The sequence below is a fragment of the Streptomyces sp. NPDC054883 genome, assembly GCF_053610645.1.
The window spans coordinates 326397-346502 of the sequence record NZ_JBSGYT010000001.1; the positions used below are offsets into that span (position 1 = coordinate 326397).

The window sequence follows — 20106 nt, forward strand, 5'->3', positions numbered from 1 at the left end:
AGTTACCGGGCGAGCTCTTCCTTCAGCGCCTGGAGGAAGCCGTCCACGTCCTCCTCCTGCGTGTCGAAACTGCACATCCAGCGGACATCGCCGGCGATCTCGTCCCAGAAGTAGAAGCGGTAACGCTGCTGCAGGCGCCGCGAGACCTCGTGCGGCAGCCGCGCGAACACCGCGTTCGCCTGCACCGGGTACAGGATCCGGACCCCGTCCGTCTCCCGGACGCCCGCCGCGAGCCGCTGCGCCATCGCGTTGGCGTGGCGGGCGTTGCGCAGCCACAGGTCCTTCGCGAGCAGCGCTTCCAACTGCACCGATACGAACCGCATCTTCGACGCCAGCTGCATCGACATCTTGCGGACGTGCTTCATCTGCCGCACGGCATCGGGATTCAGGACGACCACGGCCTCGCCGGCCATCATGCCGTTCTTGGTGCCGCCGTACGAGAGCACGTCCACGCCGGCCGCGTTCGTGAAGGCGCGCATGGGCACGTCGAGCGAGGCGGCGGCGTTGGCTATCCGGGCGCCGTCGAGGTGCACCTTCATGCCCAGGGAGTGCGCGTGGTCGCAGATCGCCCGGACTTCCTCGACGGTGTAGACCGTGCCGAGTTCGGTGTTCTGGGTGATCGAGACGACCTGCGGCATGGCCCGGTGCTCGTCTTCCCAGCCCCACGCCTGCCGGTCGATCAGCTCGGGGGTGAGCTTGCCGTCGGGAGTGGGGACCGTGAGGAGCTTGAGCCCGGCCATCCGCTCGGGCGCACCGCCCTCGTCCACGTTGATGTGCGCCGACTCGGCGCACACCACGGCGCCCCAGCGGTCGGTCATCGCCTGGAGGGCGGTGACGTTGGCGCCGGTGCCGTTGAAGACCGGGAAGGCCTGAGCGTACGGCCCGAAGTGGCTGCGGAAGATCTTCTGCAGGTGTTCGGTGTACTCGTCGTCGCCGTAGGAGACCTGGTGGCCGCCGTTGGCCAGCGCGACGGCCTCCAGGATCTCCGGATGCACCCCCGCGTAGTTGTCGCTGGCGAATCCGCGCACCGTCGGGTCGTGGTGGCGGCGCGCATCGGTCGTCCCGCTCGCGGTTCTCACGGTTGCGGAGTGAGCCACAGACGCTGTCCGTTCACATCGGAGGCGGGCTCGCCCCATACGCCGGCGATGGCCTCGGCCAGCTCCTTGACGTCCGTGAAGCCCGCGAACTTCGCATTGGGGCGCTCCGCGCGCATGGCGTCGTGCACCAATGCCTTGATGACCAGGATCGCAGCCGCGGCCTGCGGGCCGTCCTCGCCCCCCGCCTTGCGGAAGGAGTCGGCCATGGCCAGCGTCCAGGCCTCGGCGGCGGCCTTGCCCGCGTTGTAGGCGGCGTTGTTGGCGACCGGCTTGTGGGCGCCGGACTGGCTGACCAGGACGTAGCGGCCGCGGTCACTGCGGAGCAGGCCGTCGTGGAACGCGATCGAGGTGTGCTGAACGGTGCGGATCAGCAGCTTCTCCAGGAAGTCCCAGTCCGCCAGGTCCGTCTCGGTGAAGGAGGCGCTCCCGCGCCAGCCGCCGACGAGGTGGACCAGGCCGTCGACGCGGCCGAAGTCCTTCTCGATCCGCTCGGCCCAGGCCTTGGTGGCGGCCAGGTCGAGCAGGTCGACGGTGTCCCCGATGACGGTCGCGCCGCCATGGGCGTACCGGGCCGCGTCCACGGCTTCGGCGAGGCGCGCCGGGTCGGCGTCCGACGCGACGACGGTCGCGCCGGCCTCGGCCAGGCGGAGCAGGGCGGCGCGCCCGGCGGGGCCGCCGGCCCCGGCCACCGCCACCACGGCCCCCTGCAGCTTCGCGTTGTCGTTCCCCGAGCCGTTCATCCGTGCAGCCTCCTGAGGGCGAGTGGTCACGCGGCCACTCGCTGCGCGTCGTCAGCGTTCACAGCAGTGATGCCCTTCGTGGAGGCGATCACTCCCTTGAGCTTCTTGGCGAGCGCCTCGTAGAACATGCTCAGCGGAAACTCGTCCGGAAGCACGTCGTCCACGAGCTTGCGCGGCGGCAGCGTCAGGTCGAGGGCATCGGGGCCCTTGGCCCACTTGGAGCCCGGGTGCGGGGCCAGGTAGGTGGAGACGAGCTCGTACGCCTTGAACCAGTGGACGAGCTTCGGGCGGTCGATGCCGGCCCGGTAGAGGTCCTCGATCTCGGCGCAGAGCTGGTTGGTGACCTGCGGGGCACGCATCCAGTCGATCTTGAGGGTGTTGTCCGTCCAGCGCACGACGTCGTGCTTGTGCAGGTAGGCGAAGAGCAGCTGGCCGCCGAGGCCGTCGTAGTTCCGGTTGCGGTCACCGGAGACCGGGAAACGGAACATGCGGTCGAAGAGGACGGCGTACTGCACGTCACGGCCGTGCTCGTTGCCCTCGGACTCCAGCTTCACGGCCTCCTTGAAGGCGGTGAGGTCGCAGCGCAGTTCCTCCAGGCCGTACATCCAGAACGGCTGGCGCTGCTTGATCATGAAGGGGTCGAACGGCAGGTCGCCGTGGCTGTGGGTGCGGTCGTGGACCATGTCCCACAGGACGAAGGCCTTCTCGCAGCGCTCCTGGTCCTCGACCATCCGGGCGATGTCCTCGGGCAGCTCGATGCCGAGGATGTCGACGGCGGCCGCGGTCACCTTGCGGTAGCGGGCGGCCTCGCGGTCGCAGAAGATGCCGCCCCAGGTGAACCGCTCGGGGGCCTCGCGCACGGCGATGGTCTCCGGGAAGAGGACCGCTGAGTGGGTGTCGTAGCCCGGGGTGAAGTCCTCGAAGGTGATGCCGAGGAAGAGCGGGTTGTCGTACCGGGTGCGCTCCAGCTCGGAGAGCCACTCGGGCCACACCATCTTGAGCACGAGGGCCTCGAGGTTGCGGTCCGGGTTCCCGTTCTGGGTGTACATCGGGAAGATCACCAGGTGCTGGAGCCCGTCGGCGCGCTCGGCAGCCGGCTGGAAGGCCAGCAGGGAGTCGAGGAAGTCCGGCACCGGGAAGCCCGCCCCGGCCCACTTGCGCAGGTCGGCGACGAGGGCCCGGTGGTAGGCGGTGGCGTGCGGGAGCAGCGGCGACAGCGCCTCCACGGCGGCGACCACGCGCTCTACGGCCGTGGCGGCGTCGGACCGGTCGGGGGCGGCCTCCGCCTCGAAGTCGATGGAACCGTCCGCGGCCTGCCAGGGGCGGATCTCCTCCACGGCGGCCTTGAGCTCGGGCCACGCCGGGTGGTCGACCACCCGCATCCCGGCGGTTATCACGGCGCCACCGGTGCCCGGCACAAGAGTTTCCGTCATGTCACTTCCTCCACAGGAGAACCTCACGTCTGGGCAGCGTAAGCGCGTGAGGCTCTCCTGTTCAAGAGGAGACTCGGGAAAATATCCTGCACGACCCCCCACTCCACGGGAATTCTTCCCGTCCTACGGTGCGGAGGCAATCGCTCCGGGCGTTCATCCGGCCCTGTGCGCCTACGCGTTCCTGAAGCGCGGGATCACCTTGTCCCCCCACTGGCGCAAGGTCTCCAGACAGGCCTCCTGCGGCACCGTCCCCATCTGTATGAGGCACATCACCTCGTCGGCCCCGGCCGCGCGGAGCCGTTCGACGTACGCGACGGCCTCCTCCGCGCTCCCGTAGGCGTGATCGGCGTTGAAGGTGGCCGTCGACGTGGGCCGCACCGGGATCTCCAGCTCGTGCAGGCGGGCCACCACCTGCTCGGCCGCCTCGCGCATCCCCGCGGCCTCGTCGGCGCCCGCCACCACGGCCTCGTCGGGCACGCCCGCCCCGCCGTACCAGTGGCCGATGGACTGGGCGAAGAACCGCTGGCCCCGGATGCCGATCCGGCGGGCCTCCTGCGGGTCGTCGAGCACGATGGTGGGGCAGAGCACCGAGAAGTGGTCGTTCACCGCGCTCGACACGAAGCGCGTGCCGTCCCGCCGGGCGATCGCGGCGTCGTACGCGGCCCGCATCCCGGCGATCGAACCGGGTCCGGCAAAGCCCATCACCAGCGCGCCGACGCCCAGCTCCGCCGCCTGCTCCAGGGTCTCGGTCCGGCTGCAGGCCAGGAACAGCGGCGGGTGCGGCCTCTGGGCCGGCCGGGGCAGGATCGGATGCGGTCCGATGTCCAGCAGTTCCCCGTGGTACTCCAGCTCCTCCTCCCGCCAGGCCCGCCCGATGATCCGCAGCGCCTCCTCCACCTCGGCGGTGGTCCGCTCCTTGTCCACTCCGAACAGCGAGGTCTCCTGCGTGGTGCCGCCGCGCCCGGCGCCCAGGTCGAGCCGTCCGCCGGAGAGCAGGTCGAGCATCGCGGCCCGCTCGGCGACCCGGACCGGGTGGTTGAAGCGGAAAGGCATGCAGACGACGCCGTGGCCGATGCGGATGGTGCTGGTCCGCGCCGCGACCCAGGTCAGGAAGATCTCGGGGCTGGAGAGGTGTGCGTACCACTTGAGCGCGTGGTGCTCGACCGCCCAGATCCGGTCGAATCCCATGCGTTCGGCGAGCACGGCCTGTTCGACGCAGTCGCGGATGACCTGGTGTTCCCGTTCCACGGTCGGGTCGGCCAGCTGTGCTTCGAAGATCACGGAGAATTTCACGGTGCCTCCAAGGTCGCGTCCGACGCGTCCCGGACAAGGACTTGCTTCGAATAGGAATATGACTAGTAGTCATAAGTCGAAGTGGCAAGACCCCGTGCGGTACGCGTCCGCGGCGACCGCCGGACCCCGTCGTCAATTCAGCGGGGACGCGCCCACCCGCGGGTGACGGCGCAGCGCGGCGCCGGGGGCGCGCGGCCCTGGCGGGAAGCGGCCGGGCCGGTCTTGCGGGGCGCCGCACGGGCGGTCCCATCGCGACCGGGGCGCACTAGCATGCGTCCTCACCGCGCGCGGCCGGTCGGGACACCGCGACCGCGCGGGAGCCGCCGTCGACGGAAGCGAGAGAACCTTGACTTTCCTCACCATCGGTCACCGCGGGGTCATGGGTGTCGAACCGGAGAACACCCTGCGGTCCTTCGTCCGCGCGGAACGCTGCGGTATGGACGTCATCGCGATGGACGCGCGCCTGAGCAAGGACGGCGCGCTCGTCGTCCTCCGTGACAGCGAGGTCGACCGCACGACCGACGGCGCCGGCGCCGTCGCCGAACTGACCCTGGCCGAACTGCGCGAGCTGGACGCCGGAGAGGGTGAACGCGTACCGCTGCTGGAGGAGGCGCTGGAGGCGGTGCGCATCCCGCTCCAGGTTTCGGTGCAGGACGAGGCCGCAGCCCAGGCGCTCGCGGACCTGGTCCTGCGCCGCGACCTGGCCGCCCGTGTCGAGGTGGCGTCGTTCCAGGACGCGGTCCTGGCCGGAGCGGCGCGGCGGGTGCCGGGCCTGCGCACCATCCTGTACGCGGATCCGTACGGAGCCGACGTGGTGGACCGGGCGCTCGCCACGCACGCCCGGACGATCGCCCTGCGGCTGCGCCGGATCACCCTGGAGACGGTGGAGGCGGCGCACACGGCCGGGCTGCGGGTGACCGGCTGGACGGTGGACTCCCTGGACCAGCTGCGGCTGGCGCGCGCGCTCGAGCTGGACGGCGCGCTGACCGGCTTCCCGGAGATCCGCAGCACGGGCCGCTTCACCGCCTGAGCCGAGCGGCCCGGCCCGGTTCCGCTACAGCGGCTTGACCAGCAGCTCGAAGGCCAGGTCGGTGCGGAGCGGGATGCCGAAGCGCTCGTCGCCGTACGGGAAGGGGCTCAGCTCGCCGGTGCGCCGGTAGCCGCGGCGCACGTAGTAGGCGATGAGTTCCTCCCGGACGTTGACCACGGTCATCCGCATCTCCTCCGCGCCCCACTCCTCGCGGGCGCGCCGCTCGGCCTCGGCCAGGACCTCCTTGCCGAGGCCGCCGCCCTGCAGCCCGGGGCGCACGGCGAACATCCCGAAGTAGGCGTGATCGCCCCGGTGTTCCAGCTGGCAGCAGGCGACTACTTCGCCCGCGCGCTCGACCACGAGCAGCACGCCGTCCGGGTCTTCGATGATCTGGCGGACCCCGTCCGGGTCGGTGCGCTGGCCGTCGAGGTAGTCCGCTTCCGTGGTCCAGCCGGCCCGGCTGGCGTCACCGCGGTAGGCCGACTCGACGAGCGCCACCAGTTCCGGTACGTCCGCCTCGACGGCGGGCCGGAAGCTCAGGGCGGCGGGGTGGGCGGTCGGCATCGACGACTCCGTTCTTCTGATCGGCATATGACATGCCGGGTACGGCACGCAGAGCCTATCCCGGGTCGGCGTGCGGGCCCGCGCGCAGGGGCATCTCTTCTCCTGACGCCGACGAACCGGGAGGTTCCGCCGTGCACGGATCCGCGCTGTCCTCCGCCGCCTCGGGCTGGCTGCTCGTCGCGCTCTGCGCGACCAGCGGTACGTACTGCCTGCTGCGGGCCCGCAGAGCGGACCGGCCGGCGCGCGGCGCGGCGACGGGCGAGGCCCTGATGGGCTGGGGGATGGCCGTGATGGCCGCACCGTCGGGCACCGGCCCGTGGGGGCCCGGCATCCTGTTGGGCGTCTTCTGCGGGATCGCCGCGCACGCACTGTGGCTGCTGCGGGGCGGCCTGCGCCACACCCACCACCCGCACCACGCGGTCGGCGCACTGGCGATGGCCTACATGGCGTACCTCGGGCTGTCGGCGGGCGCCGGGCACGCGCACGGGCACGCGTCCGGACAAAGTGCCGGGCTGCCGCTGGTGAGCGGGGCGCTGCTCGTGTACTTCGCGGCGTACGTCCTGCTGGGCGGGGCCCGGCTGGTGACGGCGGGCGGCGCGCGGCCGGCCGCCGCGGGGGCGGAGTCCGCCGCGGATGCTCCGGGCGAGCTGGTCCGGGCCTGCCGACTGACCATGGGCATAGGGATGTTGGCGATGCTGCTGAGCATGTGAACGGCGCCGAAACGTGTCCTGCGTCACCAATGGCGCCGACCGTACCCGTAGGTAGCGGCTCGCTCATAGGCTGGCGGCCATGATGGTCCCCGCCGCTCTCCTGCTGCTCGGCGCACTGACCGCGGTGCTCGCCCCCCGCCTGCTGGCCCGGGCCGGGTGGCCCGACCGTGAGCCGGTCGTGGCGCTGTGGGTATGGCAGTGCGTGGTGGGCGCGGTGCTGCTGTGCCTGGCGCTATCGATGCTGCTGAGCGCGGCGGCGGCCTGGCAGGCGGTCCGGGGACGGCTCTTCGCCGCCGCCCCGCACGGGGTGGTCGACGCCTATGCACTGGGGGCGGCGGGCGGCACGTGGGCCGCCGCCACCGCCCTGGCGCTGGCGGGCGGGGGCCTGTGGACCGGCGCGATGCTGACCCGCGAAGTGCTGCGGGCGCGGGCCCGACGGCGCGCCCGCGGCGCCGAACTGCTGGCGCGCGCCCCGCTGTTGCCCGGGGAGGACCCGCAGGCCGCGCGGCTCGTCGTCCTGGAGGGGCCGCGGCCGGAGGCGTGGTGGCAGCCGGGTACGGTGCCGCAGCTGGTGGTCACGACCGCCGCGCTCGGCCGGCTCAAGGGCAGCCAGCTGGACGCCGTCCTGGCCCACGAGCAGGGGCACGTGGCGGCCCGCCACGACTGGCTGCTGCACTGCTCGCGGGCGCTGGCCGGGGGCTTCCCGCAGGTGCCGGTGTTCGCGGCGTTCGAGGCGGAGATGCACCGCCTGGTGGAACTCGCCGCCGACGACGTGGCCTCGCGGCGGTTCGGACGGCTCACCGTCGCGCTGGCCCTGGTCGGCCTCAACGAGGACCGCGGGGTCTTCGGCCTGGGCGCCGCCCCGGAGGCGCACGTCCCCCAGCGGGTGCGCCGGCTGCTGTCCGCCGCCCCGCGCTTGTCCCCGGCCCGGCGGCTGCGGCTGACGGCGCTGGCGACGCTGCTGCCCGCACTGCCGCTGGCGGTGGCCTTCGTCCCGGGCCTGAGCGCGCTCGCCTAGCCGGCCGTGGGCGGCCGCCGAGGAGTGGGGTGCTGTTGGCAGAGGCGGTCGGCGAGCAGCGCGTGTGCGAGTGTGCCGCCTGCGCGGACGGAGCGCCGGCAGGTGTCGCCGACCCGCTCGTCGATGCGCTCGCGGACGCCCCCGACGCCGTAGGGGTTCCGGTGTGCCGAAGACCGGCGATGAGCGACGAGACCGGACCGTCACATGACCGGCCGGACAGCTGCCGGCCGCCTGGCAGGCTGAGGTCATGGACACCCCCACCCCCGGCGCCTGGCTGCGCGCCGGAATCAGCCGCGACGGCGGACCGCTGCGCGAGGACGAGCACGTCGTCTGGCTCCAGAGCGGCCCCTGCTACGCCGACAGCCGCGGCTTCGCCGGGACCACCTCCTACGACGGGCAGCGGGTCACCTTCCACCATGAGGTCGGCTCCCCCGGCGAGGACACCGGGGCCCTGCGACCGGAGGGCGACGGCATGGTCGAGACCGGCACGAACACCGACGGGAGCACGTTCCTGGAGGTGTGGACGCCGCTGGGCGGCACCGAAGGGCCCGAGGGCTCCTGGCGCGCGGGCGGAAGCCAGACCGTCCGCGTCGGCCGGCACGTCGTCCACGTCGACGGTGCGGGCCTGGGCGCCCACTTCGTACTGCCCGGCCCCGGGCAGGTCTGAGCGCTCCGGCGACGGGCCCGACCGCACCGTCCGGTCCGGGCCGGCCGGATCGGGCCGGCCGGATCGGGCCGGCCGCTCTGGGCGATCCCCCGCGTCGCCCAGAGCGGCAGCCCCGCGCGCTGAGTATATTGGCTCGGAGCCAGTCAACGCAGGAGTAAGCATGGTCCCGCGCAGCCCATCGGTCAATGAAGAATTGCGCAGACGTTCCCGGGAACGGCTGCTCCGGGCGACGGTCGAGCTCGTCGGCGAGCGCGGCTACGAAGCCACCACCCTCGGCGACATCGCCGACCGGGCCGGCGCCGCCCGGGGCCTGGTCTCGTACTACTTCCCCGGCAAACGCCAGCTGCTCCAGTCCGCCGTCCACCGGCTGATGCACCAGACCCTGGAGGCGGCCCTGGAGCGGCCGCCGCGCACCGACGACGGCCGCGAGCGCATGGCCCGCGCCATCGACGCGATCCTCGGGCTGGCCGTGGAGCGGCCCCGGCTGATGCGCACGCACATGGCGGGCATCCTCCAGGCGGAGGGCTTCGTCCGGTGCGCCGAACAGCAGCGCCTCGCGGAGCTGCTGACGGACACCGTCACCCGGTACGGCTCGGCGGACGTGGAGACCGACTACCCGCTCCTGCGGGCCCTGTTGATGGGCGCCGTGGTGGCGGTCCTGCTGCCGGGGGCGCCGATGCCCGCCGCCCGGCTGCGGGCCGAGCTGTTCCAGCGGTACGGACTGGAGTGGGAGCTCGGCGTCCCGCCGGACGGCGCACCGCCCGGCGGAACCTTTCCGCTGCCGCGCCGGTGAGCGGCCGGCGTCAGTGGTAGGCGGGCTGGCTCTGCACGTTGAGCCGGTCCGGCCACACCCACTTGGCGCTGTCGGTGCGCCGGTCGTCGAGCCGGAGCACGTCGAGGCCCTTGACGATGTCGTTCGAGTAGATGTGGCCCCGGTAGTAGTACGCCGACCACGAGCCGCCGAGTCCGAGCGTGTCGGTGGTCAGCGGGCCGCGCTCGAAGTAGCCGATCTCCTCCGGACGGGTGGAGTCGGTGAAGTCCCATACGGACACACCGCCCTGGTACCAGGCCTGGACCATGACGTCCCGGCCGCCGACCGGGATCAGCGAGCCGTTGTGGGCCACGCAGTTCTCGGTGTCGGCCTGGTGGCGCGGGATCTTGAAGTAGCTCTTGAAGACCAGCTTGCGCTGGTCGCCGCGGCCGGTGATGTCGTAGATGCCGTCGGCGCCCCGGTCCGGACCGGTGGCCTCGTTGCAGGTGGCGCTGCCGCCGCCGCCCAGCTCGTCGGTGAACACCACCTTGTCCGCCCGCTCGTTGAAGGTGGCGGAGTGCCAGAACGAGAAGTTGACGTTGTCCTGCACGCGGTCGATCACGCGCGGCTGCTCCGGCTCGCTGATGTCGAAGAGGATGCCGTCGCCCATGCAGGCGCCCGCGGCCAGGTTCTTGGAGGGCAGCACGGTGATGTCGTGGCAGCCGGTGGTCTTGGAGACGCCCGGGTTGGCGGGCGCGCCCGGGTTGCCGCCGTCCGGGAAGAGGACCGGGAAGGCGACGACCGCCGCACGGGTCGGGTCCTTCCTCGGGACCTTGACGACCGAGATGCCGTCGTGCGGCGGCAGGCAGTCCGGGAAGGCCTCGCTCGGCGAGTACGAGGAGACGTACAGGTAGATGTCGCGGCCGCCCGGCACCAGGGTGTGGGTGTGGGAGCCGCACGAGGTCTCCACGGACTTGATGTACTTCGGGTGCTTCTTGTCCTTGACGTCGAAGATCTTGATGCCCTCCCAGGAGGACTTCTCCGTCGCGGGCTGCGAGACGCTGTGGCAGGAGTCGTCGCTGCGGGAGGAGTCGGTGGAGAGGAACAGCAGGTCGCCGTAGACGGAGACGTCGTTCTGGCCGCCGGGGCAGAGCACGGTGGCGACGGTCTTCGGCGCCTTGGGGTTGCCGATGTCGTAGATCGTGAAACCGTCGTAGCTGCCCGCGTAGGCGTACTGGTCCTGGAAGGCGAGGTCGGAGTTGATGCCGCTCGGATAGCTGCTCGGGACGTTGGCCAGGGGTGTGATGTTCTTGCTGTGCACGATCTCGTCCCGGCCCGGTATCTCGCCCGGGGCGAGTTCGCGGTCCGGCGCGGCGGCGGCGCTCCGGGGGGTGGCGGCGCCGGAGGAGGAGCCGGGCGTCAGATCGCCCGGGTCGGGGGTGGCGGACGCCGGTCCGGCGCCCGCCAGCAGCGCCGTGAGGAGCCCGGCGGCCGCGAGGGCCGCCCCCAGGCTCCGGGGCCGCACTCTGGTGGTGTGCAACGAGGTCACTGTGCCTCCCGTGGGGGCCCGTGCGTTTCCGTTCGTACGGTGAACGGAACCTGGACCCCGGCAGTATGTTCCTTTCCATGGACATGGCAAATGCGTTACTCGGCCGATTCCTGGGCGCGGCGGCCCTCGCCGCGGGGCTCCTGTTCACCCTCACCGGCTGCCAGGGGGACGGCCGGGCGGACGGGGCGGACGACGGCAAGCCGTTCGTGGTCGCCCCCGGCAGACCGGGCGAGGAGGCCCGGACGCTCTCGCCCGGACAGGCCGCGAAGGAGCGGCCCGACGACACGCCCAACGCCGCCGACCACGCCTATGTGCGTCACATGGTCGAACACCACCGCCAGGCCCTGGCGATGAGCGCGCTGGCGCCGGAGCGGGCCTCGGCGGACGGGGTCAAGCGCCTCGCCGAGCGGATCGCCGCCGCGCAGGGGCCCGAGATCGCGGCGATGGAGAAGTGGCTGGCGCGCTACCCCGAGCCGTCCTCCGCCGACGGCGCCGCGGCCGGCCACGACCACGGCGCGATGCCGGGGATGGCGACGGAGCAGCAGCTGGGGGAGCTGGCCGGCGCCGGCGGCCCCGAGTTCGACCGGCTCTTCCTGCGCCTGATGACCGCCCACCACGAGGGCGCCCTGAAGATGGCCGGCGAGGCGCTGGCCCAGGGCAACAACGTCGCCATCGAGGAGATGGCGACCGAGGTGGTGGCCACGCAGAGCGCCGAGATCCACCGGATGCGCGCGATGGGCTGACGGGTACGGCACCCGGTGTCATGCTGGGAATCACCTGCGGGAGGAGCTCCGCCGTGCTTCGTGTCGCCGTCGTCGGTTCGGGCCCCAGCGGGGTCTACGCCGCGCAGACCCTGGTCCAGCAGCGCGAGGTGCCGGGCGTCCGGGTGGACGTACTGGACCGGCTGCCGGCCCCGTACGGGCTCGTGCGGTACGGGGTGGCCCCCGACCACGAGAAGATCAAATCGCTGACCGGAAGTCTGCGCTCCGTGCTGGAGGACGAACGGATCCGCTTCCTCGGCAACGTGGAGGTGGGCGGTCCGGCCCTGCCGACGGCCCGGCTGCGCGAGCTGTACCACGCGGTGGTGTACTGCGTCGGCGCCGCCCAGGACCGCCATCTGGGCATCCCGGGCGAGGAGTTGGCCGGCGTGCACTCCGCGACGGCCTTCGTGTCCTGGTACAGCGGGCACCCCGACGCGGCGGACGCGGCCTTCGACCTCTCCGGCGTCGCGTCGGCCGTGGTGGTCGGCGCCGGCAACGTGGCGGTCGACGTGACCCGGATCCTGGCCCGCGGGGTGCCCGAGCTCGCGCCGACCGACATGCCGCAGGCCGCGCTCGGCGCCCTGGCGGCCAGCGGGGTGCGCGCGGTGTCGATGGTGGCCCGGCGGGGGCCTTCGCAGGGCAAGTTCACCACCAAGGAGCTGCGGGAGCTGGGCACGCTGCCGGGCGTGGGGGTCCGGGTGGATCCCGCCGAGCTCGCGCCGGACGCCGCGTACGGGGACCCGGGGGCGGCGGCCGCGCTGCCCGCGGCGGCCCGGCGGAACCTGGAGGTGCTGCGCGCCTGGAGCGCGGCGGACCCGCAGGAGGCGGGGCGGAACATCACGCTGCGGTTCTACCTGCGGCCGGTGGAGGTGCTGGCCGGGCCGGACGGGAGGGCCGCCGCGGTGCGGTTCGAGCGGACCGCCCCCGACGGCCGGGGCGGGGTGAGCGGCACGGGCGCGTACGAGGACGTCGAGGCGCAGCTGGTGCTCCGCTCGGTGGGCTACCGGGGCGTGCCATTGCCCGGGCTGCCCTTCGACCCGGCGACGGGCACCGTCCCGCACGCGGCGGGCCGGGTGCTGCGCGATGGCCGGTCCTCGGTCGGCGAATACGTCGCGGGCTGGATCAAGCGCGGCCCGACCGGGGTGATCGGCACCAACCGGCCGTGCGCCAAGGAGACGGCGTCCTCGCTGCTCCAGGACGCGGCGGTACTGGCCGCCCGCGAGCTGGCGCAGGACCCGCTGGACGCCCTGCGCGCGGCGGGCCTGCGGCCGGTGCGGTGGCCCGGCTGGCTGGCCATCGAGTCGGCGGAGGCCGATCTGGGCCGCTCCCTGGGCCGCGGCTCGGTAAAGATCCCGGACTGGGCCGGCCTGCTGGGTGCCGCGGGAACGTAGTCCTCAGGACCGGGCGTCCGGTCCGGTCAGCCGGGCCGCTTCGGCGGCGGCCGCCATGAGGACGGTGTCCAGGAGGCCCGGGAAGAGGGTTTCCAGGTCGGCGCGGCGCAGGTCGTTCAGCTTGGTGGTGCCGCGGTAGGCCTGGCGAACGACGCCGGCCTCGCGCAGCACGCGGAAGTGGTGCGTGGTGGTGGACTTGGTGACCGGCAGCAGGAAGGAGGAGCAGGCCAGTTCCTCGGTGGCCGCGGCCAGTTCCCGCACGATGGACAGCCGGACCGGGTCGGAGAGGGCGTGCAGGACGCCCTCCAGCCGGATCTCGGCGGTCTCGGGGTGGGCGAGCGGGCGAGTGGGTGCGGCCGGTTCCGGCATCTGCTCCTCCACTCGCTCGCTCGTTCGTGCACATGGCCGGCCGGGTCGGCTCCGCGCCGCGCGCCCGGACTCCGAGGTACGAGATCCATCGTAGGACACGCGGGGCCGGGCGGGCGGCGATCGGCGCCGCCCCCGGTTCACCAGGCCCGGTGGTACGGGGAGGGCGTACGGGGCTCCACGCCCAGTTCGACGGCGGCGCGCCGGGCCCAGTAGGGGTCCCTCAGCAGTTCGCGGCCGAGCAGGACCGCGTCCGCCTCGCCGTTGGCCAGGATCTTCTCCGCCTGGGCGGGCTCGGTGATCAGCCCCACCGCGGCCGCCGGGAGGCCGGTTTCGCGCTTGACCCGGGCCGCGAAGGGCACCTGGTAGCCGGGGGCGACCGGGATCTCGGCGTGCGGGGCGAGTCCGCCGGTGGAGACGTCCAGCAGGTCCACGCCGTGCTCGCGCAGCAGTCCGGCCAGCCGGACGGTGTCGTCGGCGGTCCAGCCCCGTTCCGCCAGCCAGTCGGTGGCGGAGATCCGGAAGAACAGCGGCAGTTCCCCGGGCCACACCGCCCGTACGGCGTCCACGACGTCGAGGGCGAGGCGGGTGCGGTTCTCGAAGGAGCCGCCGTACTCGTCGGTGCGCCGGTTGCTGTGCGGGGAGAGGAACTCGCCGATGAGGTAGCCGTGGGCGCCGTGGATCTCGAGGAGTTCGTAGCCTGCCTCCAGGGCGCGCCGGGCGGCGTCGGCGAACTGGCCGACGACCGTGCGGATCTCCTGCCCCGTCAGCTCGTGCGGTACGGGGTCGCCTTCGGCGAACGGCACCGGGCTCGGGGCGAGGGGCTGCCAGCCGTGCGCCTCGGCCCCGACCGGCCGGCCGCCCTTCCAGGGCCGCTCGGTGGAGCCCTTGCGGCCGCTGTGGGCGATCTGGATGCCCGGCACGGCGCCCTGCGCCTTGATGAAGGCGGTGATCGGGCGCAGCGCCTCGGTCTGGGCGTCGTTCCAGAGGCCGAGGTCGTAGGGGGTGATCCGGCCTTCCGGGGAGACGGCGGTGGCCTCCTGGATGATCAGGCCGGTGCCGCCGACGGCGCGGGCCGCGTAGTGGGCGACGTGCCACTCGTTGGCCACGCCCGCGCCGGGGCCGGTGGGCTCGGCGCTGTACTGGCACATCGGGGCCATCCACACGCGGTTCGGGATGGTCACGGACCGCACGGTGCAGGGCTGGAACAAGGCGGCGAAGGCGGCCGGGGCGGCACTCATCAGGATCTCCAGGGGTGACCGGGGACGCACGCCGGGACACCGGCGGCAAGTACGAGAGGCACCGTACTACGAATTCTCTCGTACTACGAGAACTCTCGTACTACCTGCCGCCGCGCGGCCACGGCCCCCGCGCCGCGCCGCCGTTCCGCGCCGCTGTCAGCGGCCGGGTGCACACTGGCCGGAAAGCTGCCGTGAAGGACAAGAACGTCCGGAGGTGTCGGCCATGCCCGACGTGCTACTGCTCGCTGGTACCCGCAAGGGACTCTTCATCGGCCGGCGCGGGGACGCCGGCCCCTGGGAGTTCGACGGGCCCCACTTCAACGCCCAGGCGGTGTCCGCCGTCGCCATCGACGTGCGGGGTCCCGCGCCGCGGCTGCTGGCGGGCGGCGACAGCTCGCACTGGGGGCCGTCCGTCTTCCACTCCGACGACCTGGGCGCCACCTGGCGCGAGCCGGCCGCCGCTGCCGTCAAGTTCCCGCGGGACACCGGCGCCTCGCTGGAGCGGGTCTGGCAGCTCCAGCCGGCCGGGCCGGAGGCCCCGGGCGTGGTCTACGCCGGTACCGAACCGGCGGCGCTGTTCCGCTCCACCGACCGCGGCGAGTCCTTCGAGCTGGTCCGCCCCCTGTGGGAGCACCCCACCCGCTCGCGCTGGGTGCCGGGCGGCGGCGGTGAGGGCCTGCACACGGTGATCACCCACCCGGTCGACCCGGATGCCGTCACGGTGGCCGTCTCCACCGCCGGCGTCTTCCGCACGAAGGACGGCGGCGCGAGCTGGACCCCGGCCAACCACGGGGTCTCCGCGGTGTTCCTGCCCGATCCGCAGCCCGAGTTCGGGCAGTGCGTCCACAAGATCGCCCGGGATCCCGGCGACCCGGACCGGCTCTACCTCCAGAACCACTGGGGGGTCTACCGCAGCGACGACGCGGGCGGCGCGTGGACCGACATCGGCGCCGGCCTGCCGTCCGACTTCGGCTTCGCGGTGGCCGCCCACCCGCACCGCCGGGACACCGCCTACGTCTTCCCGCTCAACGCCGACTCCGACCGGGTACCGGCCGGGCACCGCTGCCGGGTCTTCCGCACCCGGGACGCGGGGGTGAGCTGGGAACCGCTGTCCAAGGGCCTGCCGCCCGAGGACCACTACGGGACGGTGCTGCGGGACGCGCTCTGCACGGACGACGCGGATCCGGCGGGCATCTACTTCGGCAACCGCAACGGCGAGCTGTACGCCAGCCATGACGACGGGGACAGCTGGCAGTTGCTGGCGGAGCACCTGCCGGACGTCCTCTGCGTGCGGGCGGCGGTCCTGCGTCGATAGGGCGGCGGATGGGCCAGTAGAGTGACTGCCCGTGGCAGCACGACCGTTGAACGAGATCGTCGAGCCGGGCTGGGCCCGGGCTCTGGAGCCGGTGGCGGCGCAGGTCGCCGCGATGGGCGACTTCCTGCGCGCCGAGATCGCGGCGGGCAGAACGTACCTGCCGGCCGGAGCGAACGTGCTGCGCGCCTTCCAGCAGCCCTTCGACGAGGTCAAGGTGCTGATCGTCGGACAGGATCCCTACCCGACCCCGGGCCATGCCATGGGCCTGTCCTTCTCCGTGGCGCCCGAGGTCAGCCCGTGGCCGCCGAGCCTGGACAACATCTTCCGCGAGCTGCACGCGGACCTCGGCGTACCCCGGCCGGCGAACGGCGACCTGACGCCGTGGACCCGCCAGGGCGTGCTGCTCCTCAACCGGGCGCTCACCACCGCCCCGCGCAAGACCGGCGGCCACCGCGGCAAGGGCTGGGAAGCGGTCACCGAGCAGGCGATCCGCGCGCTGGCCGTGCGCGGGAAGCCGCTGGTGTCGGTGCTGTGGGGCCGGGACGCCCGGAACCTGCGCCCGCTGCTCGGCGAGCTGCCGGCCGTCGAGTCCGTGCACCCCTCCCCGATGTCGGCCGCCAACGGCTTCTTCGGCTCCAGGCCGTTCAGCAAGGTGAACGATCTGCTGGCGCGCCAGGGCGCCGCTCCGGTGGACTGGCGCCTGCCGACGGCCGGTTGAACCGTTTCGGCCAATACGTGGCCTCTACAGCCGACCGTGTCTCACATTCAGCGGATAAATACGGACAGAAGCCGCCGGAAATGACCCTGCTTGAACAACCGGTTCCGATGAACCAGTAGCATGCGGCGCCATGAGCTCCCCCACTGGGCCCGCAAATGGCCTGCCCGTACGAATGCCGCGACCCCGCCCTGCCGGACGGCACCGCCGCCCCGAGCCCGCGGTGGCGCCCGAGGGCGCGCCCGCGCTGGTGCTCGCCGTGCCCGGTGCCCCCTCGGCCGCCTCGCGCGGGCTCGCGGAAGAGATCCTGAGCATCGGCCGCTCCGAGCTGCCCGGCCTGGACGGCCGGATCGGCTACCTGGAGGGTGACGACTCCGAAGGCGCCGAATTCCCGTCCCTGGCCGGTGTGCTCACCGCCGTCGCGCGGGAGCGCGCCGCGCGCGCCGAGTTCGCCCGCGCCGCCGGCCACGAGGTGCCCGCGGCCACCGGTCCGGACGCCGTGGTCGTGCCCCTGCTGGTCGGCCCGGACAGCGACCTGCTGCGCCGCGTCCGCCAGGCACTGATGGACTCCTCGGCCGCCGCCGAGCTGGCCGACGTACTCGGTCCGCACCCGCTGCTCGCCGAGGGGCTGCACGTGCGGCTCTCGGAGGCGGGGCTGGCCCGCGCCGACCGGGCCCGGCTGTTCACCGTCACCACCGCCGCCGACGGCATCATCCTGGCCACCACCGGCGGCGAGGAGGCCGTCCAGGCCGCCGGGATCACCGGCATGCTGCTGGCGGCCCGCCTCGCGGTGCCGGTGAAGGCCGCCGCGCTGGACCAGGAGGGCTCGGTGGCCTCGATCGCCGAGCAGCTGCGCACCGAAGGCTCGACGCAGCTCGCCCTGGCGCCGTACCTGATCGGCCCGGAGGCGGCCGAGGGGTTGCTCGACACCGCGTGCAAGGAGGCCGACTGCGCCACCGCCGAGGTGCTCGGGGCCTACCCGGCGCTCGGCAAGCTGGCCGTGGCGCAGTACAGCGCGGCCCTCGGGATCGCCCTGGGCGCCTCCGCCCACTGATCGGCTCTCCCGGCACGACGAGGGGCCTGCGGACCGCCGTCACCGGCGCCCGGGCCCCTCGTGCGTGCGGGTCTACGGCCCGAAGACCACACAGGCGGCGGCCGGCACCTCGATGGAGCCCGCCGCTCGCGGTTCGCCCGTCAGCGGGTCCAGGTCGAACCAGGTGACGTCACCGGACCACTCGTTGGCCACGTACAGCCTGCGCCCCGCGGGGTCCACCACGAGGTCGCGCGGCCAGTTGCCGCCGCAGCCCACGCTCCCGGTGAGACGGGGTTTGGCGGCCCCGTCGGCGAGGGAGAAGGCGGCGATGGTGTTGACGCCCCGTACGGCCGCCCAGGCGAACCGCCCGTCGGGCGAGACGGCGACGACCGAGGGGTAGGGCCGGGTGCCCGCCGGGGGCTCCTCGGAGAGCACCGCAACCTCCGCGGTCGGCACCAGCCGCCCCTCCCGCGCGTCCCAGCGGCAGACGGTGAGCACCGGCTCCAGCTCGTGCAGGACGTAGACCGTCTCCCCGTCCGGGTGGAAGGCGAGGTGGCGCGGCCCGGAGCCGGCCCGCAGCTTGGTCTCCTCGTGCGGGCGCGGCCGGCCTTCGGCCGCGTCGAAGGCGTGGACCCGTACGGAGTCGGTCCCGAGGTCCACGCTGAGCACCCAGCGGCCGCTCGGGTCGGGCGTCACGTGGTGGGCGTGCGGCCCCTCCTGGCGTTCGGTGTCGGGTCCCGAGCCCTGGTGGGCCACGACGGCCGGCGGCCCCGAGGGGATGCCGTCCGCGTCGAGCGGGAGGATGCTGACGCTGCCCGAGGTGTAGTTGGCGGTGAGCAGCCGCTGCCCGGCGAGGCTCAGGTGGGTGGGGCCCGACGCCCCGACCGGGGCGGGATGGCCGTGGGCGGTCAGCCCGTCGGCGCCGGTCAGGAAAGCGGCGACTGCTCCCTGCTCGGCCTCGCTCACGGCGTAGAGCACTCCCCGGTCCGGGGCGAGAACGAGGCACGAAGGGTTCCGGGCCGTCCCGGTGACCGCCAGGGGCGTCAGCGCCCCGGTGGCCGGATCCACGGCCGCGGTGGTGATGCCGCGGCCGCCCCCCGAGGTGAACGAGCCGATGTAGGCCCGGTGTCCGCCGCCCTGGTCCGTGCTGCGCGCGCCATCCACAGGTGCCTCATTCCGCCGTCCCGGATCCGGTCGCAACGACGGTAACAGAAGGTCTAGACCAAGTCCCGTCCCTTGGCCCGTTCGTGGGCCCCGGCGTGGTGGACGTACGTAGTGCTGCTCGGCCGGTCCTCGTACGTGCGGTGGAAGACCGGGGTGGCCGCTCCGGAGATCGGCGGCACGATCCAGGACCAGTCGGCGCCCACCTCGCGGCCCTTGCGCTCCTCGCGCTCCAGGTGCGACAGGAACCGCCGGGACTCGGTGTGGTGGTCGGAGATGCTCACCCCGGCCTCGTCGAAGGAGTGCAGGACAGCCCGGTTCAGCTCCACCAGCGCCCGGTCCTTCCAGAGCGAGCGGTCGCTGGAGGTGTCGAGGCCCAGCCTGCGGGCAACAGCGGGGAGCAGGTTGTACCGGTCGCTGTCGGCGAGGTTGCGGGCTCCGATCTCGGTGCCCATGTACCAGCCGTTGAACGGCGCGGCCGGGTAGTGGATGCCGCCGATCTCCAGGCACATGTTGGAGATGGCGGGGACCGCGTGCCAGCGCAGGCCCCAGTCGTCCCAGTGGTCAGGGCCGTCGGGGTGGCGGATCGGCACCTCCAGCACGGCGTCGGCCGGCGTCTCGAACCAGCGGGGCTTGTCGTCCACGCCCTGGACGACGAGCGGCAGGAGGTCGAAGGGGGAGCCGGGACCGCCCGGCCAGCCGAGGTCGAGCAGGGCTCTGGTGAGCGGGGCGCTGCGGGCGTCGCCGACGGTTATGGAGGGGTGGTCGCCGTATCCGGCGTAGCGGATGAGCTGCTCGCTCCAGATGAGCGGTCCCGGGCGGCCCGGGGTGTCGGGGGCGAAGACCGTGATGGTGGGCCGGATCCGGCCGCCGTTGGTCGCTTCCCGCAGGTGCGCGAAACACTCCTCGGCGACGGAGTCGGCGTCGGTGAGCCCGCGGCGGTCGCGGACCCGCAGCGAGTTCCAGTAGAGCCTGCCTATGCAGCGGTTGCTGTTGCGCCAGGCCACCCGGGCGCCGTGGACGAGCTCGGCCTCGGTGTGCCGGTAGGTTCCGGTCCCGTCGAGTTCGGCGCGCACGGCCGCCAGCCGGGCCTGCGGATCTCCGGCTTCCGGGTTCTCCCGGTGGAAGAGCCGGATGAACTCCTCGGCGGCTTCCCACAGCTGAGCGGTGCCCGAGCGCTGTTCAAGAATTTCCATTCCGGGCCGTTACCCCCTGTCCGTTCAGATCCACCCTGTACATGCCGAATGAATGTGCTGTGAACATCACCCGTT

General features: G+C 73.1%; 20 protein-coding genes. 10 read left to right on the plus strand and 10 right to left on the minus strand.

Going from position 1 to position 20106, the window contains the following annotated elements; all coding sequences use genetic code 11:
- Positions 1–2: 2 nt before the first annotated feature.
- The 4 genes from ACWGH1_RS01545 to ACWGH1_RS01560 all read right to left on the minus strand — a co-directional run bounded on the left by ACWGH1_RS01545 (position 3) and on the right by ACWGH1_RS01560 (position 4563).
- Entirely contained in the window at positions 3–1097 is a 1095-nt protein-coding gene (locus ACWGH1_RS01545) for a threonine aldolase family protein (RefSeq protein WP_453354061.1), read from the minus strand.
- Complete coding sequence (locus ACWGH1_RS01550; protein WP_453354062.1) at positions 1076–1837, minus strand: SDR family NAD(P)-dependent oxidoreductase; 762 nt, start codon at positions 1835–1837, stop codon at positions 1076–1078. Before ACWGH1_RS01550 ends, ACWGH1_RS01545 begins: the two co-directional genes overlap by 22 nt.
- 26 nt (positions 1838–1863) lie before the next feature.
- Positions 1864–3270: a DUF6421 family protein gene (locus tag ACWGH1_RS01555; protein ID WP_453354063.1), complete on the minus strand. Its 1407-nt coding sequence runs from the start codon at positions 3268–3270 to the stop codon at positions 1864–1866.
- A gap of 171 nt (positions 3271–3441) precedes the next feature.
- Complete coding sequence (locus ACWGH1_RS01560) at positions 3442–4563, minus strand: LLM class flavin-dependent oxidoreductase (protein ID WP_453354064.1); 1122 nt, start codon at positions 4561–4563, stop codon at positions 3442–3444.
- A gap of 346 nt (positions 4564–4909) precedes the next feature.
- Between ACWGH1_RS01560 and ACWGH1_RS01565 the strand changes: the two genes are divergently transcribed.
- Positions 4910–5593, plus strand: a complete 684-nt coding sequence (locus ACWGH1_RS01565) for a glycerophosphodiester phosphodiesterase (protein WP_453354065.1) — start codon at positions 4910–4912, stop codon at positions 5591–5593.
- 24 nt (positions 5594–5617) lie between these two features.
- Here the strand turns inward: ACWGH1_RS01565 and ACWGH1_RS01570 are convergent, their stop codons facing one another.
- A complete protein-coding gene (locus ACWGH1_RS01570) occupies positions 5618–6157 on the minus strand; it encodes a GNAT family N-acetyltransferase (RefSeq protein ID WP_453354066.1) in 540 nt (179 codons plus the stop codon).
- 131 nt (positions 6158–6288) lie between these two features.
- On the opposite strand from ACWGH1_RS01570, the gene ACWGH1_RS01575 reads away from it, so the two are divergent.
- The 4 genes from ACWGH1_RS01575 to ACWGH1_RS01590 all read left to right on the plus strand — a co-directional run bounded on the left by ACWGH1_RS01575 (position 6289) and on the right by ACWGH1_RS01590 (position 9345).
- Positions 6289–6867 carry a DUF5134 domain-containing protein gene (locus ACWGH1_RS01575; protein WP_453354067.1) on the plus strand — a complete coding sequence of 193 codons (579 nt, stop codon included), beginning with the start codon at positions 6289–6291 and terminating at the stop codon, positions 6865–6867.
- Positions 6868–6946: 79 nt separating this feature from the next.
- Positions 6947–7885 carry a M56 family metallopeptidase gene (locus ACWGH1_RS01580; protein ID WP_453354068.1) on the plus strand — a complete coding sequence of 313 codons (939 nt, stop codon included), beginning with the start codon at positions 6947–6949 and terminating at the stop codon, positions 7883–7885.
- A 247-nt stretch (positions 7886–8132) separates the two neighbouring features.
- Positions 8133–8552, plus strand: coding sequence for a hypothetical protein (locus tag ACWGH1_RS01585; RefSeq protein ID WP_453408332.1), 420 nt, complete (start codon positions 8133–8135; stop codon positions 8550–8552).
- Between the two features lie 160 nt (positions 8553–8712).
- The gene (locus ACWGH1_RS01590) at positions 8713–9345 is read left to right on the plus strand and encodes a TetR/AcrR family transcriptional regulator (RefSeq protein WP_453357519.1); all 633 of its coding nucleotides are present in this window, start codon (positions 8713–8715) and stop codon (positions 9343–9345) included.
- A 10-nt stretch (positions 9346–9355) separates the two neighbouring features.
- On the opposite strand, the gene ACWGH1_RS01595 is transcribed toward ACWGH1_RS01590, so the two are convergent.
- Complete coding sequence (locus ACWGH1_RS01595) at positions 9356–10852, minus strand: LVIVD repeat-containing protein (RefSeq protein WP_453408333.1); 1497 nt, start codon at positions 10850–10852, stop codon at positions 9356–9358.
- Between the two features lie 77 nt (positions 10853–10929).
- On the opposite strand from ACWGH1_RS01595, the gene ACWGH1_RS01600 reads away from it, so the two are divergent.
- Together ACWGH1_RS01600 and ACWGH1_RS01605 are read left to right on the plus strand one after the other, a co-directional pair.
- Positions 10930–11595, plus strand: a complete 666-nt coding sequence (locus ACWGH1_RS01600; RefSeq protein WP_453352458.1) for a DUF305 domain-containing protein — start codon at positions 10930–10932, stop codon at positions 11593–11595.
- Positions 11596–11648: 53 nt separating this feature from the next.
- Positions 11649–13004, plus strand: coding sequence for an FAD-dependent oxidoreductase (locus tag ACWGH1_RS01605; protein WP_453352459.1), 1356 nt, complete (start codon positions 11649–11651; stop codon positions 13002–13004).
- Positions 13005–13007: 3 nt separating this feature from the next.
- Here the strand turns inward: ACWGH1_RS01605 and ACWGH1_RS01610 are convergent, their stop codons facing one another.
- Positions 13008–13373 carry an ArsR/SmtB family transcription factor gene (locus ACWGH1_RS01610; protein WP_453352460.1) on the minus strand — a complete coding sequence of 122 codons (366 nt, stop codon included), beginning with the start codon at positions 13371–13373 and terminating at the stop codon, positions 13008–13010.
- Positions 13374–13510: 137 nt separating this feature from the next.
- The gene (locus tag ACWGH1_RS01615; RefSeq protein ID WP_453352461.1) at positions 13511–14611 is read right to left on the minus strand and encodes an NADH:flavin oxidoreductase/NADH oxidase; all 1101 of its coding nucleotides are present in this window, start codon (positions 14609–14611) and stop codon (positions 13511–13513) included.
- A gap of 223 nt (positions 14612–14834) precedes the next feature.
- On the opposite strand from ACWGH1_RS01615, the gene ACWGH1_RS01620 reads away from it, so the two are divergent.
- The 3 genes from ACWGH1_RS01620 (at position 14835) to ACWGH1_RS01630 (ending at position 17695) form a co-directional block, all read left to right on the plus strand.
- Complete coding sequence (locus ACWGH1_RS01620) at positions 14835–15926, plus strand: WD40/YVTN/BNR-like repeat-containing protein (protein ID WP_453408334.1); 1092 nt, start codon at positions 14835–14837, stop codon at positions 15924–15926.
- A gap of 31 nt (positions 15927–15957) precedes the next feature.
- The gene (locus tag ACWGH1_RS01625; protein WP_453352463.1) at positions 15958–16644 is read left to right on the plus strand and encodes a uracil-DNA glycosylase; all 687 of its coding nucleotides are present in this window, start codon (positions 15958–15960) and stop codon (positions 16642–16644) included.
- Positions 16645–16774: 130 nt separating this feature from the next.
- Entirely contained in the window at positions 16775–17695 is a 921-nt protein-coding gene (locus ACWGH1_RS01630; protein WP_453352464.1) for a sirohydrochlorin chelatase, read from the plus strand.
- 72 nt (positions 17696–17767) lie between these two features.
- On the opposite strand, the gene ACWGH1_RS01635 is transcribed toward ACWGH1_RS01630, so the two are convergent.
- Both ACWGH1_RS01635 and ACWGH1_RS01640 read right to left on the minus strand, forming a co-directional pair.
- On the minus strand, positions 17768–18838 hold the full coding sequence (locus ACWGH1_RS01635) for a lactonase family protein (RefSeq protein ID WP_453352465.1): 1071 nt from the start codon (positions 18836–18838) through the stop codon (positions 17768–17770).
- Positions 18839–18891: 53 nt separating this feature from the next.
- A complete protein-coding gene (locus tag ACWGH1_RS01640; RefSeq protein WP_453352466.1) occupies positions 18892–20031 on the minus strand; it encodes a nitric oxide synthase oxygenase in 1140 nt (379 codons plus the stop codon).
- Positions 20032–20106 lie beyond the last annotated feature (75 nt).